This window comes from Desulfotomaculum defluvii (assembly GCF_054657375.1).
In genome coordinates this window covers 1394412-1412198 of sequence record NZ_BAAHYV010000007.1, presented here as the reverse complement: position 1 = coordinate 1412198, position 17787 = coordinate 1394412, and the positions used below count along the sequence as shown (strand labels likewise).

At 38.3% G+C, this 17787-nt stretch carries 13 protein-coding genes; 6 read left to right on the top strand and 7 right to left on the bottom strand.

The genetic code is table 11. The features are described 5' to 3' along the window. The first annotated feature begins 695 nt into the window (after positions 1-695). The 6 genes from ACYQ03_RS13975 (at position 696) to ACYQ03_RS13950 (ending at position 9302) form a co-directional block, all read left to right on the top strand. Positions 696-1373: a TerC family protein gene (locus ACYQ03_RS13975; RefSeq protein ID WP_459910530.1), complete on the top strand. Its 678-nt coding sequence runs from the start codon at positions 696-698 to the stop codon at positions 1371-1373. Positions 1374-1600: 227 nt separating this feature from the next. After that, positions 1601-3220, top strand: a complete 1620-nt coding sequence (locus tag ACYQ03_RS13970; RefSeq protein ID WP_459910529.1) for an ABC-F family ATP-binding cassette domain-containing protein — start codon at positions 1601-1603, stop codon at positions 3218-3220. Between the two features lie 133 nt (positions 3221-3353). Next, on the top strand, positions 3354-3959 hold the full coding sequence (locus tag ACYQ03_RS13965) for a hypothetical protein (RefSeq protein ID WP_459910528.1): 606 nt from the start codon (positions 3354-3356) through the stop codon (positions 3957-3959). Positions 3960-4167: 208 nt separating this feature from the next. Further along, the gene (locus ACYQ03_RS13960; RefSeq protein ID WP_459910527.1) at positions 4168-6909 is read left to right on the top strand and encodes a response regulator; all 2742 of its coding nucleotides are present in this window, start codon (positions 4168-4170) and stop codon (positions 6907-6909) included. Positions 6910-6976: 67 nt separating this feature from the next. After that, positions 6977-7762, top strand: a complete 786-nt coding sequence (locus ACYQ03_RS13955; RefSeq protein ID WP_459910526.1) for a CheR family methyltransferase — start codon at positions 6977-6979, stop codon at positions 7760-7762. 16 nt (positions 7763-7778) lie between these two features. Beyond that, positions 7779-9302 carry a response regulator gene (locus ACYQ03_RS13950; RefSeq protein ID WP_459910525.1) on the top strand — a complete coding sequence of 508 codons (1524 nt, stop codon included), beginning with the start codon at positions 7779-7781 and terminating at the stop codon, positions 9300-9302. A 147-nt stretch (positions 9303-9449) separates the two neighbouring features. On the opposite strand, the gene ACYQ03_RS13945 is transcribed toward ACYQ03_RS13950, so the two are convergent. The 7 genes from ACYQ03_RS13945 to pdxK form a co-directional block, all read right to left on the bottom strand. Continuing rightward, the gene (locus ACYQ03_RS13945; protein WP_459910524.1) at positions 9450-10793 is read right to left on the bottom strand and encodes an acetyl-CoA hydrolase/transferase family protein; all 1344 of its coding nucleotides are present in this window, start codon (positions 10791-10793) and stop codon (positions 9450-9452) included. Positions 10794-10823: 30 nt separating this feature from the next. After that, positions 10824-11960 (bottom strand): acyl-CoA dehydrogenase family protein, encoded by a 1137-nt coding sequence (locus ACYQ03_RS13940; RefSeq protein WP_459910523.1) that lies wholly within the window; start codon positions 11958-11960, stop codon positions 10824-10826. A 21-nt stretch (positions 11961-11981) separates the two neighbouring features. Beyond that, positions 11982-13163: a thiolase family protein gene (locus ACYQ03_RS13935; RefSeq protein WP_459910522.1), complete on the bottom strand. Its 1182-nt coding sequence runs from the start codon at positions 13161-13163 to the stop codon at positions 11982-11984. A 25-nt stretch (positions 13164-13188) separates the two neighbouring features. Then, positions 13189-13968 carry an enoyl-CoA hydratase-related protein gene (locus ACYQ03_RS13930; RefSeq protein ID WP_459910521.1) on the bottom strand — a complete coding sequence of 260 codons (780 nt, stop codon included), beginning with the start codon at positions 13966-13968 and terminating at the stop codon, positions 13189-13191. A gap of 13 nt (positions 13969-13981) precedes the next feature. Further along, positions 13982-14836 carry a 3-hydroxyacyl-CoA dehydrogenase family protein gene (locus ACYQ03_RS13925; RefSeq protein WP_459910520.1) on the bottom strand — a complete coding sequence of 285 codons (855 nt, stop codon included), beginning with the start codon at positions 14834-14836 and terminating at the stop codon, positions 13982-13984. Between the two features lie 285 nt (positions 14837-15121). Beyond that, positions 15122-16534 (bottom strand): sigma-54 interaction domain-containing protein, encoded by a 1413-nt coding sequence (locus ACYQ03_RS13920; RefSeq protein WP_459910519.1) that lies wholly within the window; start codon positions 16532-16534, stop codon positions 15122-15124. A 191-nt stretch (positions 16535-16725) separates the two neighbouring features. After that, complete coding sequence (gene pdxK / locus ACYQ03_RS13915) at positions 16726-17535, bottom strand: pyridoxine/pyridoxal/pyridoxamine kinase (protein ID WP_459910518.1); 810 nt, start codon at positions 17533-17535, stop codon at positions 16726-16728. Positions 17536-17787: the final 252 nt, after the last annotated feature.

The following is a 17787-nucleotide window of genomic DNA, read 5'->3' as shown; positions in this document are numbered from 1 at the left end:
TAGGTATTAAAAATAACAGAAGTATATGTGGTATTCCTGTTAACCACCAATTAATGTAACCGCCTATGCTCTGTAAATATTTTTGAACAAAAGCTCCTGATATCATTTCAACTGAATAAGTTATTAGCATACTCAAAAATGAAAATACAACAATATTTAAATTGAATTTTCTCAAAATAACCCATGTGATTAGAATACCAAATAAAACACTTGATAACGTTATAATAAATATGTTCTCGATGAAGGTTTTTCTTATGATTAATGTTAGAAATAAACGCAAAGTAGTTATTTGAAGTAAAGAATAAATAGGATAGTTAATGTTTGACATTTCCAAAATGAAAAAAGATAAAGCAAAGAATTCAATAAATCCAAATATGATTACAAAATAAAAGGGAATCTCGTTAATAAAAATCATCCTTTCATACTTTACCAATATTTAAAAAATTCTATATATTATTTAATTTCCCTTTAATAATTCTAATACAGTAAAACAAAAAGATAACTTGTGTTTTACAACGTGTCTGAGCAAAGATAACCAAAAAAGTCTTTTCCAATGTAAAATTTTCAGTAATCCACTTAGGGCAGTAAGTATCTACTAAGTTGTTTCCTAATCCATATCAAAAATAAATTCTCCCTCAAGTTTTTTGGATTTAGGGAAACAATAAAAGATTATAAGGAGAGGGAGGGTGCAAAGGATGGAGCTTTTTTCTGCAGAGTTTTTTTCTGCATTATTAGCTATTGTTCTAATTGACTTAGTATTAGCTGGAGATAATGCCATAGTTATTGGACTTGCGGCAAGAAACCTGCCCGTGGATCAACAAAGGAAGGTTATTGTATGGGGAACAGTAGGGGCCATTGGTATTCGTGCCTTGGCCACGCTAGTTGTTGTTTGGCTTCTAAAGATACCTGGATTATTATTGGTTGGTGGTTTACTACTAATCTGGATTGCCTACAAATTATTAGTGGAGGAAAAATCCCATGATGTAGATGCTGGCCAAAGCAGCTGGGAGGCCATTCGAACTATTATTATTGCTGATGCAGTGATGGGGCTTGATAATGTGTTAGCTGTGGCAGGTACCGCCCATGGCAGCTTTTTATTAGTTATATTGGGCCTTCTAATTAGCATTCCCATTGTGGTTTGGGGAAGCACAATTGTTATAAAGTGGATTGAAAGGTTCCCGGTAATTATTTATTTAGGGGCAGGTGTAATTGCAATCACTGCTGGAAAAATGATTATAGATGAGCCTTTAATAAAGGATTACTTTGCAGCAAACACGAACTTACAATATGCCTTAATTGTAATAATAACCATTGGGGTACTAGTAGCTGGCATAACAAAAAATAAACAGAAAAAATTAGCTGATAGAAGCTGATTGAGGATAGAAAGGGTTTGTATTTGATTATTTCAAAGGTGCTGAAAACTTATCTCAGCACCTTTCTGCCTTTTAGCAGTATTACTCTGATATTTATGTCCTTCTAGTTCATAAATGTGATATAATAAAGTCTTGGTATGTTAAAAGCATTAACTTTCCGACATACCAAGTCGCCTAAGCTTTACTAATTGAACTAGATTATATATAGAAAGATGGTATGTGATAAAATGCTTAGTACAAATGGATTAGCACTTCGGTTTGGTAAGCGCGCCTTATTTGAGGATGTTCATATAAAATTCACACCAGGAAACTGTTATGGGCTCATAGGAGCCAATGGAGCGGGAAAATCAACTTTTTTAAAAATATTAGCTGGTGAAATTGAACCAAGTGCTGGAGAAGTTAGCATTACACCTGGTGAACGTTTGGCAGTTTTGAAACAGGATCATTTTGAATATGATAGTTTTGAAGTTTTAAAAATTGTAATGATGGGTCATGACAGACTTTATGCCATCATGGAAGAAAAAGAAGCACTCTATGCAAAGGCTGATTTTTCTGAAGCTGATGGTATTAGGGCTTCTGAGTTGGAATGTGAATTTGCTGAACTCAATGGCTGGGAGGCAGAATCGGAGGCAGCTCGCTTACTTAATGGCCTAGGCATCCATGAAGAGCTTCATAGCAAAAAAATGAAAGAATTAGATGGGGTAGAGAAAGTAAAAGTTTTATTAGCCCGTGCTTTATTTGGCAATCCGGATATCTTATTACTGGACGAGCCCACCAACCACTTGGATGTAGAGGCCATAACCTGGCTGGAAGATTTCTTATACAATTTTAATAACACCGTAATTGTGGTTTCACACGACCGTCATTTTTTAAATAAAGTTTGTACCCATATTGCAGATATAGATTTTAGTAACATTCAATTGTATGTGGGTAATTATGATTTTTGGTTAGAATCCAGTCAACTGGCCTTGCAGTTAGCCAAAGAATCCAATAAGAAAAAAGAAGAAAAAATTAAGGATCTGCAGCGGTTTATTGAAAGATTTAGTTCCAATGCATCTAAGGCTAAGCAGGCAACTTCCCGGAAAAGGCAGTTGGAGAAATTGACACTGGAAGATATTAAACCCTCTTCCCGTAAATATCCTTTTATTGAATTTAAGCCTGATCGAGAAGCTGGAAAACAATTATTAGATGTGGAAAACTTAAGTGTTAATGTTGATGGAGAACAAGTAATCAAAAATATTAGTTTTACCGTTAACAAAGGGGATAAGATTGCCTTTGTGGGTCCTGATAGTCTAGTGAAAACCACTTTGTTTAAGGTATTAATGGGTGAGCTTGCCGCCAATGATGAAAACAGTTATAGGTGGGGAGTGTCCACATCTCGGGCCTATTTTCCAAAGGATAATGCTGAATTCTTTAATGTGGATTTAAATCTGGTAGATTGGCTGCGCCAGTATTCCAGAGACCAAGAGGAATCCTATGTGCGTGGTTTCTTGGGCAGAATGCTTTTTTCAGGGGAAGAAACCCAAAAGAGTGCCCAAGTGCTTTCGGGGGGAGAGAAGGTCCGTTGCATGCTGTCCAGAATGATGCTTAGTGGAGCCAATGTATTGATCCTAGATGAACCAACCAATCACTTAGATTTAGAATCCATCACAGCCCTAAATAATGGACTTATTAAGTTCGATGGAACTATTTTATTTGTTTCCCAAGACCACCAATTTATCCAGACCATTGCCAATCGTATAATAGAAATAACTCCTAAGGGTCTCATAGATCGACAGATGACCTATGATGAATATTTAACAAACGAAGAAATAAAAAATCTGCGTAGTAAGCTTTATCAAAATTAGTTTATGACTTAAAAATGGGTTTCTCCCGCTGGGGAAACCCATTTTTACACATTAATAAGGTCAAATATAAAAAATATAATTGTTAAGGTTGGCATTGTGTGGTAAATGATTTACAATAGGTTTAAGCGAAATAGTGAAAATTAATGATAGTAACAACGTAATAAAGGGAGAGGGTGATTCTATTAAGGCCAAATATTGGATGATGATGTTTTTAAGTATTCTAACTATCTATGGAATAGCCCAAATGTTTGAGGAGACCAATCTTTACAAAAATTTAGTTTTGGTCACAGGTTTCTTCCTACCAGGAATTCTTTTGTTTCATTATTTTTTTATTTGGTTTCCCCGCGCACTGGCAAAAAGCCGGTCACTTTCCTACCTTGTCAAAATAATCTTTGTAGCAGTAAACGAATGTATTTTAGATCAAGAAATAAGATCCGAGATTATTAAAAAAATTAATGATCTTTTAAAAAGCCTAGGTTTTTTATTAGATCAAAGACTAATAATCATAAATAATGTAACCATAAAAAGAGATAAAGAAACATCGTTGGATCGAATTTGGTGCATGTTTTTTTTAGAGGCATTTATTACTATCGAACAGGAAATAAAGGATGAGACTATTCGTAACTGGACCTTTAATAAGATAAAAAACTACCTTAACAAAGATGCCAACGCTCGTTATGCTAAGGGCGTTTTAAGGAAATTTATCCACAACAGTAAATATGAATTTTTAGTATCCTAATATTTAAGGATTTCAGCCTGCATTGAAAGCAGGCTTTTTTGTTTATATCCTAGAGTAATTTAAAAACTTAATAGTCCCAGTTTTGACAAAAGTTTGAATTAAAAGAAGGTTTTGCAGATTTCGCAAAGAATAATGTAGGAAATATTTACAATTATTAGAAACATGCTAAAAAACAATAGAATAATAAAGTAAGAAGGGAAATATGGGTATGGGTCTAAGAACAAAACTTTTTTTAGGGTTGGGTGGTCTTTTTGCAATATTAATTTTGATTTCAGGTACTGCCATATACGAGATGAATAAATTAAACAATACCATTGAAGAAATTGTAAAACTTCGTTTTCAAAAGGTGAAGCTTGTATCGAACATGCAGTTTGAAATTAATAATGCCAGTCGTTATTTAAGGGATTTGATATTAGAAGGAAATAATCAAAATACAGATCAAGATCCGTATCACAGGTTGGAAGCAGCTAACACAGAGATATTGGCCACCATCTCAACCTTAGAAGAATTGGTTCAAACTGATGGATCAAAAAATTTAGTTGCCGATGTTAAAACTATATTCGATGATTACCTCATAATTGAAAAGAGAATTTATGAATCGATCCAATCGGGCAGAGGAGATGAGGCTAAAAGTATCCTTTATCAAGATGCTTCTGTACAGACACGTTTAAGACTAGTTCAACTGTTGGAAGAAATAAACACATTTCAGCAAGAACAGATGGAGCTTGCTATGGCTCAGTCTAATGAAGTTTATCATAACGTTGTTGTATTCTTCGCTTTATTGGTATTAGCAAGTATGATTCTGTGTGGCGGCATTGTTATGTGGTTGGTATGGAACATAATAGGCAATCTTCGTCAAGTCACAACAGCTATGAGGCGTGTTTCTACTCATGAGGATAAAACATCTTTACCCCGTCTTGATATTGTTTCTCGGGATGAAATAGGAGAGATCTCCGAAGTTTTTAATGCTATGGTGGAAGCCCTAGAAAAACACGCTCGCCAAGAAAAAGAAACAAAGCTTGCCATCCAAGAACAGCATTGGCTGAAATCAAAGTCCGGAGAAATAAGTGCTTTATTTCAGGGAGTCCAGGAAATCAAAGATTTTGCACAGTTAGTGATTTCACGAATACCACCAATGGTGGGTGCAAGTTATGGTGTATTTTATGTCTCTGTAGGTGAGGGTAGAGAACAAAGACTTGTAAAAATGGCATCCTATGCCAGTGATGGTCAGGAGATCGGAACATCTAGTTTTGGTGCCGGGGAAGGTCTGGTGGGGCAGTGTTTTCTGGAGAATAAGACAATTTTTCTTAATGATATTCCTGATCAATACATTAAAGTAACCTCTGGACTTGGTACAGCACCTGCCAAGTATATTAACTTAGTGCCAGTGGAATTTGAAAATAAGGTTATTGCCGTTATGGAACTTGCCTCCTTCACAGGATTTAGCACCCTGCAACAGGAATTACTGGAACAGGTTCGCTGGAATATTAGCATTGCATTAAATCGCGTTACCCATTATATGCAAGTTCAACAACTGCTGGCAGAATCTCAGGCCTTAGCAGAAGAAATGCAAACTCAGTCTGAGGAACTGCAAATGCAACAAGAAGAATTGAAAACCTTTAACGAAAAACTTGAAAATCAATATAAAGTCTCAGAGCAAAAAGCCCTTGAATTACAAAAAGCTAAGGCTGCAGTGGAAGAACAAGCCCATCAATTGGCCCTAAGTTCGCAGTATAAATCTGAGTTTTTATCCAATATGTCCCACGAATTAAGAACGCCATTAAATAGCCTTTTAATACTAGCTGGCCTATTGGTGGAGAACAAGGAAGGTAATCTTACTCCAAAACAAATTGAATATGGTGAAACAATCCTGTCAGCAGGAAATGATCTACTAATTTTAATTAATGATATTCTTGATCTAGCAAGGATAGAGGCGGGCAAAATAAACATTAAACCAGAGATGATATCCATTGATGAATTTATTAATAACCTAAGTAGGCAGTTTCAGCCAGTGGCTTTACAGAAAAGCCTGGAGTTTGCAATTCAGATGGAGAATAATCTACCAAAAACCTTTTTTACTGATGGACATAAGTTAATGCAGATCTTAAAAAATCTGTTATCCAATGCCTTTAAATTTACTGAGAAGGGTTTTGTACATCTCCATGTCAAAGGGATAAGCGAATCAGTACTAGTCTTCTCTGTCTTAGATACCGGAATTGGCATTGAAAGGGATAAGCAAGGTCTTATTTTTCAGCCATTTCAACAGGGAGATGGCACAACTAGTCGTAAATTTGGTGGAACAGGTTTGGGTTTGTCCATTTGTCGTGAACTTATCAGTCTATTAGGGGGTAATATTGAACTGCAAAGTGATATAGGAAAAGGAAGTACCTTTACAATTTATTTACCAACATATGGTCATGTAATCCACAATTTTGAACCAGCTAAGAGTGAAGTGGCCGCAGGCTTTGAAGTTATTGTCAAAAATGGTTCTGAACTCAGCAAAAGGATAGAACCGAGTGGCGACAATGCTAGCCAAGGTCAGAGTTACTCCTTAGGAGATAAACCCTTAAAGGGACATAAAGTACTTGTGGTGGATGATGATATGCGGAATGTTTTTGCGATTACGGCTGCCCTGGAAGATCAGGGTATTGATGTTCTTTTTGCGTTAAATGGGCGGGAAGCGCAAGAAGTACTACTGAATAATCAAAACATCGACCTAGTGCTAATGGATATCATGATGCCAGAGATGGATGGTTTTGAGGCAATGCACTCCATCAGGCAAATGCACGAATACGAGGAACTACCTATAATAGCTTTAACAGCTAAGGCCATGAAAGATGATCGGAATAAATGTTTGCAAGCCGGTGCATCCGATTACATCAGTAAGCCACTGGATACTAATCAACTACTTTCTTTAATGCGAGTGTGGCTCTATAGGAAGGTGGAATAACATATTTAAAACAAAGGAAGAGCGGGAAAATGACATCAATCAACTGGAACAAATTGAAATCCAGCTTTTGTTAGAAGGAATAAACAAGCTTTACGGTTATGATTTTAGGGATTATGTTTTTTCTTCTATTCGCCGTCGAATTTGGCATCGGGTTCATGCAGAGAGATTGACAACCATCTCTGCACTGCAGGAAAAAGTTCTTCATCATCCTGATTATCTACAGAGGCTACTTTCAGATTTTTCTATTCAGGTTACAGAAATGTTCAGGAACCCAGACTTTTTTAAGGTTTTTAGAGAAAAAGTGATCCCTTGTCTTAGGGAATACCCCTTTATACGTATCTGGCATGCAGGTTGCTCTACAGGAGAAGAAGTTTATTCATTGGCCATTCTACTGCATGAGGAAGGTTTATATGAAAAAAGTATCCTTTATGCCACAGACATGAACGAAGATGCGTTGAAAAAAGCGACGTTAGGTGCCTTTCCACTGGAAAAAATGAAAACCTATACAGGTAACTACATACTTGCTGGAGGAAGACAAGCCTTTTCCAAATACTATACATCTTATGATGATTGTGTTGTCTTTGCTAATTTTCTCAAAAAGAATCTTGTTTTTGCCCAACATAATCTGGTGACCGATGGTTCCTTTAATGAATTCCATGTAATTATCTGTAGAAATGTCCTTATCTATTTTAATAAAAGATTACAGAACCGGGTGCAACAATTATTTTGTGATAGCCTGAGTTCTTCTGGTTATTTGGTTCTTGGAAAAAAAGAGAGTATCCAGTTCAGCGATTTTGCAGACCAATATCAAGAATTAAATGGTGAACAAAGAATTTACCAAAAGATTCGCTAGGGGGGGATATAAAACAATGGAACGTGTGATAAAAATATTGATGGTGGATGATCGGATGGAAAATCTGCTGGCACTGGAGGGTATCTTGGATTCTCCCATGTACCGATTAGTCACAGCAAGCTCCGGCGAGGAGGCTCTAAGACAAGTTCTCAAGGAAGACTTTGCTGTAATTTTGCTAGATGTGCGGATGCCAGGAATAGATGGTTATGAAACTGCAAGGATTATTCGATCCAGAGGAAAATCCCGTCAAACACCCATTATTTTTATTACTGCCAACCACCAAAATACAGAGGAAATTATTGAGGGCTATGCCTTGGGGGCCATTGATTATATCTTTAAACCTATAGATCCTGAGACCCTAAGATATAAGATTGCAGGCTTTGTAAATCTGTATAAGCATCGGGAACAACTGGAGATTATGGTACAGCAACGAACTAAAGAACTAGTACTTGCTAATCAACGACTGCAAAGGGAGATAGAACAACATCGTAAAACTGAGGAAGAACTACGTAAAAGTGATTGGCGATTCCGCACCTTTTTTGAAAAATCCCTAATTGGTATAGTCTTGTTAGATGCGGAGGGAAAGATTATCGAAAGCAATCCAGCCTTCCAAAAGATGCTTGGCTATACTGACGATGAGTTAAACAAAATGGTATTTACTGAATTTACCGATACAGAGGGATATTTTGATGATTTATTAAATGGAAAAATTAATTATTATGAGATGCAAAAGCGTTATAAACGAAAAAACGGTAAATTTATGTGGGGACACCTAAATCTATTTTCAGCACGGGATAATAATGCAAGTATTGAACTTATTATTGCCTTTGTCCAAGATATAACAGAGAAAAAAATCTTGGAAGAACAGATGGTTCGGTTAGATCGGCTAAATTTGATTGGGGAGATGGCTGCTGGAATCAGTCATGAGGTAAGAAACCCCATGACCACTGTGCGGGGATTCCTACAGATGTTGCAAGGAAAAGAGCATTGTTCTTTATATAAGGACTACTTTGATTTGATGATTCAAGAGCTCGATAGAGCCAATTCCATTATTAACGAGTTTCTTTCTATAGGTAGGAATAAGCCTTCTAATCTAGAAAAACAAAATTTAAATTTAATTGTAAAATCCCTTGAACCGTTAATACAAGCAGACGCAATTGGACAAGGTAAATATTTACAGGTGGAAATCAATGAAATTCCGGATCTACTGCTAAACAGTAAGGAGATACGACAAGTAATTTTAAATCTTTGTCGCAATGGCCTAGAGGCTATGCCCAGTGGTTGTTGCCTTACCATAAGAACCTATATGAAAGATAGTATGGTCGTACTTACGGTACAGGATGAAGGAGAGGGTATCAACCCCGAGATAATGAATAAATTGGGTACTCCTTTTTTTACAACTAAAAACAATGGGACTGGGTTGGGTTTAAGTATTTGCTATAGCATTGCTGCTCGACATAATGCTGTTATCAATATTGATACCAGTGCCAGTGGAACAACTTTTTATGTTATATTTAATTCCCTAAGCCATGAGCCATGACTTGGGGTTTTTAATACCCTTGCGCTAACGTTATATCTATAAATTTGAATTATAAAAAGGGAGAGCCGCTTGCTACTTAAAAGTTTGAGGCTCTCCCTTGGCTGTGTTATATAGAAAATTTATATGCCGACGGCTGGTGGCTAAAAGCTATTTTCTATTGCTTCTCCGCCAGATACCCATATCCTGTGCTGACTTAATCAAATCATCCCTAAAATCTGGATGGGAGATAGAAATAAGGGCTTCGGCACGTTCCCAGGTAGACTTGCCTTTTAAAACAGCCTTTCCGTATTCTGTAATAACATATTCAACAGCAGTTCTAGTGGCAGTTACTACAGTTCCAGGTCCTAAAATAGGTCTGATTCTGGAAAAACTCTTACCACTTTTGTCTTTATAGGTTGATGTCAAACAGATGAAACTTTTGCCACCCCTGGATTCATAAGCTCCAGTAATAAAATCCACTTGGCCGCCTGTTCCACTGATCTGACGCATGCCGGAGGTTTCCGAATTTACCTGACTAAATAAGTCTATTTCCACAGCATTGTTGATGGACATTACTTTGTCATTTTGTTTAATTGTATTAATTGCATTGGTGTAATTTACTGGATATGCGGCACATAGTGGATTGTTATTAATAAAATTATATAACTTTTGCGTTCCCAGTGCAAAGGTATAAACCATTTTATGCTGGTCAATATTTTTCTTTTTCCCAGTTAACACACCAGATTCATACATATCTACATAAGCATCAACAAGCATCTCGGTGTGACAACCTAGATCTTTTAAATCTGATTCAGCTAACAATTTTCCTACTACATTAGGCATTGCGCCAATACCTAACTGAATGCAAGATCCATCTTCAATTTCTTCCAAAACATATTGTGCTATTTTCCGGTCGGCATCAGTGGCAGCGGCTGCAGGAATTTGTGGCAGAGGGGGGTTTTCCCCTTCTACCACATAATCTACTTCTGAAATATGGATGACCTCGTTATAGCCACCTAGAGCTCGGGGCATGTTTTTGTTTACTTCAAGGATAATGATTTTTGCTTTATCAACAATAGCTCGGGCATGGGATACCTGTATTCCAACGTTAAAGAAACCATTTTCATCCATTGGACAGACTTGCAGCATTGCAACATCAACATGTACGTTTTGCTGATAATACTTGATAACTTCTCGGTAAAGTACCGGTGCATACCAACAAACTCCTTGGTCTGCTAACTTACGATCAAGACCACCGAAATGCCAGTTATTGTAAGTGAAGTGTTCTGCTTCAGGATCGACCTTAACAACTTCCGGCAACCCAAAAAGGGTGCATGTTGACCGTATTTTTACATCAACTAATTCATCTTTTCTTTGGGCTAGTGCTCTGTCTAATATAACGGGGCGACCGTTGAACGAATTATAATCCACCCAATCTCCGGATTTTACTACGCTGACTGCTTTTTCAGGTGTTGTTAGTTTACTTTTATACAAATCAGCATAATTTGCCAACAAACTTCCCCCTTTCTTTTTTAGACAGAACTATCTCAACATATTCCCAGCAATAACAACCCGCTGAACCTGGCTGGTCCCTTCGTAAATCTGCATAATTTTGGCATCACGCATATATTTCTCAACTGGGTACTCTTTGATATAACCATAACCACCTAACACTTGCACCGCATCGGTAGTTACCTTCATACACATATCTCCGGCAAAGCCTTTGGATAGAGACGAAAGGACGCTGTAGGGTAATCCAGCATCTTTTTGCCAGCAGGCCTTATGCACTAAGAGGCGGGCTGCTTCGATTTGCATAGCCATCTCGGCCAGCATAAACTGAATACCTTGTAAAACGGCGATGGGTTTGCCAAAGGCAATTCTTTCTTTGGCATATTTGGTTGCGTATTCCATAGCGGCCTGAGCTACTCCTACTGCTAGAGCAGCAACCATAGGACGAGACATATCTAAGGCTTGCATGGCAATTTTAAAGCCGTCACCCTCTTTACCCAGAAGGTTTTCCTTTGGAATACGAACGTTCTCAAAGATTACATCGGTGGTACTGGAGGAGCGGATACCCAGCTTGTTTTCCTTCTTACCCACAGAAACACCGGGGCGATTCTTCTCCACAATAAAGAAGCATAGGCCCTTGTGTCCCTTGCTGCGGTCTACCGAAGCACAGACCGTGAAGATATCGGCTACACCACCGTTGGTAATAAAGCATTTAGAACCGTTGATGACATACTCATCACCCTCGAGGGTAGCGGTAGTTTTTAGTGAGGCAACATCAGAACCAGCACCTGGCTCTGTAAGACAAAAGGCAGCTAGTTTTCCTTCATTAAGGACATCAAAGAAGCGTTGTTTTTGTTCGTGATTTCCGGCAATTACAACTGGGTCAGCGGCTAATAGACAGGATGCAGCGACCGTTGTGGCCACAGCAGCACAGCCTCTGGACAATTCTTCCATCACCACTGCTTGGCCAACTGTGTCAATGCCTGGTCCGCCGTATTCTTCCGGGACTCCAACAGTTAGCAGACCAGCTTCAAATAGCTTGGGAATTAACTCTGCATGAAACTCATTTTTTTCATCATACTCCAGTGCCACGGGCATAATTTCCTGCTCAGCAAACTTTCTAGCCACTTGCCTCATAGTTTCTTGTTCATCAGTTAATAAAAAATTCATAGTTTAGCCTCCTTGTTTTTTCTAATCAATATTTTCAATTACTGTAGCAATACCAGGACCACCGCCGCAGCATAAAGATGCTACTCCTATGCGAGATCCCTGATGCTTCATTCCATAAAGAAGACTTACGATTATTCGTACACCAGTTGCACCCACAGGGTGTCCTAGGGAAATACCAGAACCATTTAGATTGACCTTATCCATAGGGATTTTAAGTTCACGGTTACAAGCCAAAAACTGACCGGCAAAGGCTTCATTTAATTCAAATAAATCAACATCCTCTAATTTTAAATTGATAAAGTTTAATGCCTTAGGTATGGCATAGGCTGGTCCAATGCCCATGATCGATGGATCCACACCGAAGGAAGCGGTGTTTAAAATTTTGGCTAAGGGTTTTATCCCAAGTTCCTTTGCTTTATCCTCTGCCATCAATACCATGGCAGCTGCGCCATCATTGATACCAGAGGCGTTACCAGCAGTAACTGTGCCATCCTTTTTAAAGGCGGGCTTTAGCTTCGAAAGTTTCTCCATGGAGATATCCGCCCGGGGATGTTCATCTGTGTCGACTATTTTGGTGCCCTTTTTGGTGTTAATCTCCACAGGAATTATTTCTTCCTTAAATTTACCTGTTTCAATTGCAGCGATAGCTCGATGGTGACTCAAAACAGCTAATTCATCCTGTTCTTGGCGGGAGATGTTGTACTTGGCCACAAGATTTTCTGTTGTAATTCCCATATGGTAACCGTAAAGTGCATCATTTAAGCCGTCATAGGTCAATGCATCATAGAGCTTACCGTCTCCCATACGAAAGCCTTCTCGCCCCTTAAGCATATAGTAGGGTGCATTAGACATGCTTTCGATGCCACCAGCCACAATTACATCCTCTTTACCAAGCATGATTTGTTGGGATGCGATTTCCAAGGCCCTCATGGCAGAACCACACTGTTGATTAATGGTAGCTGCCGGAGCCTCCACAGGAATTTTTGAATAAATTTGTACTTGGCGGGCGGGATTACCCTTGGCAGCACCCTGCATACACATACCTATTAATACTTCATTTACCTGTTCTGGCTTTAATCCCGCTTTATTTAAAGCACCAGTTACGGCTGTGACACCTAAATCAACCGCTGTGACATCTTTGAGAGAACCTAAATAATCCCCAATGGGTGTCCTGGCTGCACCTACAATAACTACATTTCTCAAATCTGTTACCTCCTTAAAAGTTTGCTTAATTCCCTTTGAATTGGGCTTTGCGTTTTTCTAAGAAGGCATTCATACCTTCTTTTTGATCCTGAGTGGAGAATAGTAAAGCAAAACATTGTCTTTCAAAACAATTTCCAGTATATTTATCAACTTCAATACCGTAGTTGATGGCCTTTTTGGCTGCAGCTAGGGCTACTGGGCCCTTTGAGGCTAAACCTTTCGCTAACTTTTTAGCCTTGGCTAGTAAATCCTCATTAGAAACAATTTCATTAACTAATCCATAGGAAAGTGCGGTTTGTGCATCAATTATTTTTCCGGTATAAATCAGATCCTTTGACCGTGCCACTCCAATCAAACGAGATAGTCGTTGAGTCCCGCCGGCACCGGGAATAACACCTAGGTTGATTTCTGGTTGCCCAAACTTAGCATCCTCAGTAGCCAAACGTAAATCACAGGCCAGGGAAAGTTCGCAGCCACCACCTAGGGCAAAACCTGCTATGGCAGCGATAACAGGTTTATCTAACGACTCAATACGATCAAAGGTGGCGTGAAAAGCAGTTGCTAACTTTTCAGCTTCAGTGGGAGTAAGTCCCAGCATAAAAGGAATATCAGCCCCGGCTGCAAATACCTTTTCTCCTCCGGTAATAATGACAGCCTTTACTTCCTCATCCATAGCCACTTCATCCAGAAGATTATGTAGTTCAGTAATAATCTCCAGATTTAGGGCATTTAGAACCTTTGGTCTGTTCAAGGTGATGAGAGCAATATTCTCTTCCTTGCTATAAAGTAAATTTTTATATTCCATAGTTTCACCCCATCTATTTCTGGTATTTGTAAAAGCCACGTCCGGTTTTAACACCTAAGTGACCAGCTCGAACCATTTGCCTTAATAACAAGGCCGGACGGTATTTACTGTCGGCAAATTCCTTGTGGAAAACCTCTGCCACGGCCAAAACGATATCAATACCAACCATGTCAGCTAAAGCAAGGGGGCCCATAGGCATCCCAGCACCCAACTTCATGGCTGTGTCAATTTCTTCCACCGTACCAATCCCTTCACCTAGGGCTATAACAGCTTCATTAATCATGGGAACTAAAATGCGGTTAACAATAAAACCAGGGGACTCCTTAGCATACACTGGGACTTTATTCATTTTCTTGGCTACCTCTTCGATGGCGGAAACCGTTTCATCCGAAGTATCTAACCCCGGAATGATTTCCACCAGCTTCATTACTGCGGCAGGATTAAAGAAGTGCATACCCACCACTTTGTCTGCCCTTTTGGTGGCTGCAGCCATTTCGGTAATGGATAGAGAGGAGGTGTTGCTGGCTAAAATAGCGTGGCTGGGGCAGTTTTCATCCAACTTTTGATAAACTTGTTTTTTAAGATCCATGTTTTCTAAGATTGCTTCAATGACCAAATCCACGTCTTTACAATCTTCATAGCTTATGCTGCCTTTCATGCGGCCCAAGATTTGCTCCTTGTCTTCAGTTGTCAACTTGCCTTTTTCAACTGACTTTTGTAAAGCTTTGCCAATATTAGCTAGGGCTCGATCGATAAATTTTTGATCCACGTCAATTAAAAGTACTTCATACCCTGATAGGGCGGCCACCTGCGCAATGCCAGAACCCATAGTCCCGCTGCCAAGTACGGCAATTTTACCAATGCTCATAAATTTAACCTCCTAAGGAAAGATTTAACTAATGGAATAGCACAGGTTATGCCATGATAAACAATATATAGGGATAAATTGAGCTAGCCATAGAAAATAGAAGCATTATTAAGTTAATTTAAATTGACAAAAAAATAGAATTAGCTAAATATTATAAATATTTAGCTAATTCACAAAACGAATTATGTCCTAACATATATAGCAACTGACTTTTTGGTTTTTTCTTTTTTGAAATAGTTTTGCAAAATAGCAAATGGGGTCATGCCCGTCCCCATAGCCTACTCTCTAAATGGAATATTTTTTTATTTTTCGATATAAAACTGAGGGATGGATTCCTAAGAGCTCCGCTGCTTTAATTCGATTTCCAGCCACCTGATGCAATATCTTTAAAATAACTTCTTTTTCTGTCTTACCAATAACCTCGGCCAAGGTTTGCTGCTTTGCTAGTTTTGGTGCATCATTAAGAATATTTTCTAAAAAGGGCATATGCTCCACGGAGATTACCCTATCCTCTGTAAAGCAAAACATTCTTTCAAGAGCATTTTCCAACTGTCTAACATTGCCAGGCCAATGGTATTTAGTAAGAAGTTCCATGGCTTTTTCTGTGTAGCCTTCAATCTTGGAATTAAGTTTTTTATTTAGTTTATGAGTTAAGTAATGGACTAAGAGAGGTATATCCTCAGGACGTTCCCGCAGAGAGGGTAGTTTAAAATTGATTACATTTAAGCGATAATAGAGGTCCTCGCGAAAGGTTGCTGCTTTAACCATTTTTTCGAGGTTTTGGTTGGTAGCGGCTATAACACGTACATCTAGGGTAATAGTTTTAACTCCACCGATTCTCTCCAATTCTCGTTCCTGTAAAACAGTTAAAAGCTTTGATTGCATGGATAAGGGCATTTCGCCAATTTCATCGAGGAATATCGTGCCTCCTTGGGCTAACTCAAATTTACCTGGCTTACCGCCCTTTTTGGCTCCGGTGAAGGCACCATCTTCATAGCCAAAAAGCTCTGTTTCAAGAAGGTTTTCTGGTACAGCAGCGCAATTAACCCGAACAAAGGAAAATTGTTTACGGTTACTGGCATTATGAATAGCCTGGGCCAGCACTTCTTTACCCGTTCCACTTTCACCTGTAATAAGAATGGTGGAGGTTGATGGAGCAACTTTTTTAGCTAATCTCTTTATCTCTTTAATTTGTTTACTTTCACCAATTAAATTATCGCAGGAATATTTGGCACTGTGTATTTTTCGAACTTCTTCCTTGTATAATTCTAATTCCTTTTCCATTTGTTGTAACTTCAAGCCCAGAAGCTTTCTTGTGGATGTATCGGCAAAAAGGGATTTACCTATGGCACCAATGACCTCGCCACCACCATTAAAGATAGGAATACGATGTACAATCAGTTTATGATTATTAACTTCCCAAAAATCATATAAAATAGGGTGACGTGTTCTAATCACTTCAGGTAGTTTAGTATGAGGGGTAATTTCAGTAATGTGTTTTCCAATGGCATCTCTTCTTCTTTTTATTCCTACAACATCACGATAAGTACGGTTAACTAATACTACGTAACCTTGTTTGTTGACAACTACCATACCTTCATGGGGATTGTCTACCAAAACATCCCATACACTGGCAAGTACTTGATCTTTCTTTAATTCTTGTTCAATTACATGGTGGTCTTTTGATTTGTCAATCATCTAGTGACCCCCTTTGTATATTATAGAATTTTTAAAATATTTCGCCAAAGCATTTGCAAGTTCCTGCCACAAAGTAATTAATATGGGAATATATAACAATGGTTTTTAGTAGAAATACCTATTTAAACAATAAAAAATCCTGCCTGATGCAGGATTTTTTTATGGTAGAGGCTATTAATTATACACTGCCCTTAGCAATTGCAATATTTGCGGAAAGCAGCATGGTTTGTTGGACCGGCATGTTCATTTAATCGGAATGAGTGACGAATAGCTGCGGTGATAAAAGCCTTAGCAGTTTGAACAGCTTCTTTCATCGGTTTACCCTTAGCCAATTCGGCGGTTATTGCTGCAGAGTAGGTGCAGCCAGCACCATGGGTGAAAGTTGTACTAATGCGGTCTCCTTCTAACAAATCAAAGTTTTCACCATCGTATAACAAATCAATGGCTTTTTCGTGTTCTAATCTTGCACCACCTTTTATTAATACATATGGGCAGCCAAGGTCATGGATTTTTTGGGCAGCTTTCTTCATATCTTCCACTGTTTTAATAGGGGCTTGTTGGCTCAATTGGGCAGCTTCAAATAGATTTGGTGTAACAATAGTTGCCTTGGGAACCAGAACTTTCCTTAAGTAAGTTGCATTCTCAGGGTGTAAAACTTCATCTGCACCTTTACATACTAAAACTGGATCCACTACTACATTCTTTAAATGGTGTTTCTCTATGGTATGAGCTGCCAATTCAATCAGTTCGGTTGTGCCAAGCATTCCAGTTTTTAAGGCATCGACACCAATTGCTAAAATGGTTTCTAGTTGTGATTTTACGGTTTCAATAGGCTGTGGAAATACGTTATGGGACCAATTTTTAGGGTCCATGGAAACGATAACAGTGATTGCAGACATGCCATAAACATCGAGTTCCTGAAAGGTTTTTAAATCAGCCTGCAAACCAGCACCCCCACTGCTATCGGAACCGGCAATGGTTAAAGCCTTAAACAATGACATACAAATTCCCCTTTTCTATCTAGCTTACGAGAAAAATGTTTTCGACAAATTGTTATTTAAATCCTTTAATTATTAAAAAAATTGTATTATATTACTTTAAAAATTGAGTATTTAACAATTATTTTGGGAAAATGAAAGTTTAGTTATCTGTTGACTATTATCATTTGAATAGTATATTGAATATTATTGAGTCGAATTACCACCGAATATAATTAGACTTGATCTATAAAGAAATGAGTAGTTGTTTTCCAA

Coding starts and splice junctions, on each gene's coding strand:
- pdxK (WP_459910518.1), bottom strand. CDS start 17,535: ATGTCATTGTTTAAGGCTTTAACCATTGCCGGTTCCGATAGCAGTGGG.
- ACYQ03_RS13930 (WP_459910521.1), bottom strand. CDS start 13,968: ATGGAATATAAAAATTTACTTTATAGCAAGGAAGAGAATATTGCTCTC.
- ACYQ03_RS13960 (WP_459910527.1), top strand. CDS start 4,168: ATGGGTCTAAGAACAAAACTTTTTTTAGGGTTGGGTGGTCTTTTTGCA.
- ACYQ03_RS13975 (WP_459910530.1), top strand. CDS start 696: ATGGAGCTTTTTTCTGCAGAGTTTTTTTCTGCATTATTAGCTATTGTT.
- ACYQ03_RS13920 (WP_459910519.1), bottom strand. CDS start 16,534: ATGATTGACAAATCAAAAGACCACCATGTAATTGAACAAGAATTAAAG.
- ACYQ03_RS13970 (WP_459910529.1), top strand. CDS start 1,601: ATGCTTAGTACAAATGGATTAGCACTTCGGTTTGGTAAGCGCGCCTTA.
- ACYQ03_RS13925 (WP_459910520.1), bottom strand. CDS start 14,836: ATGAGCATTGGTAAAATTGCCGTACTTGGCAGCGGGACTATGGGTTCT.
- ACYQ03_RS13950 (WP_459910525.1), top strand. CDS start 7,779: ATGGAACGTGTGATAAAAATATTGATGGTGGATGATCGGATGGAAAAT.
- ACYQ03_RS13940 (WP_459910523.1), bottom strand. CDS start 11,960: ATGAATTTTTTATTAACTGATGAACAAGAAACTATGAGGCAAGTGGCT.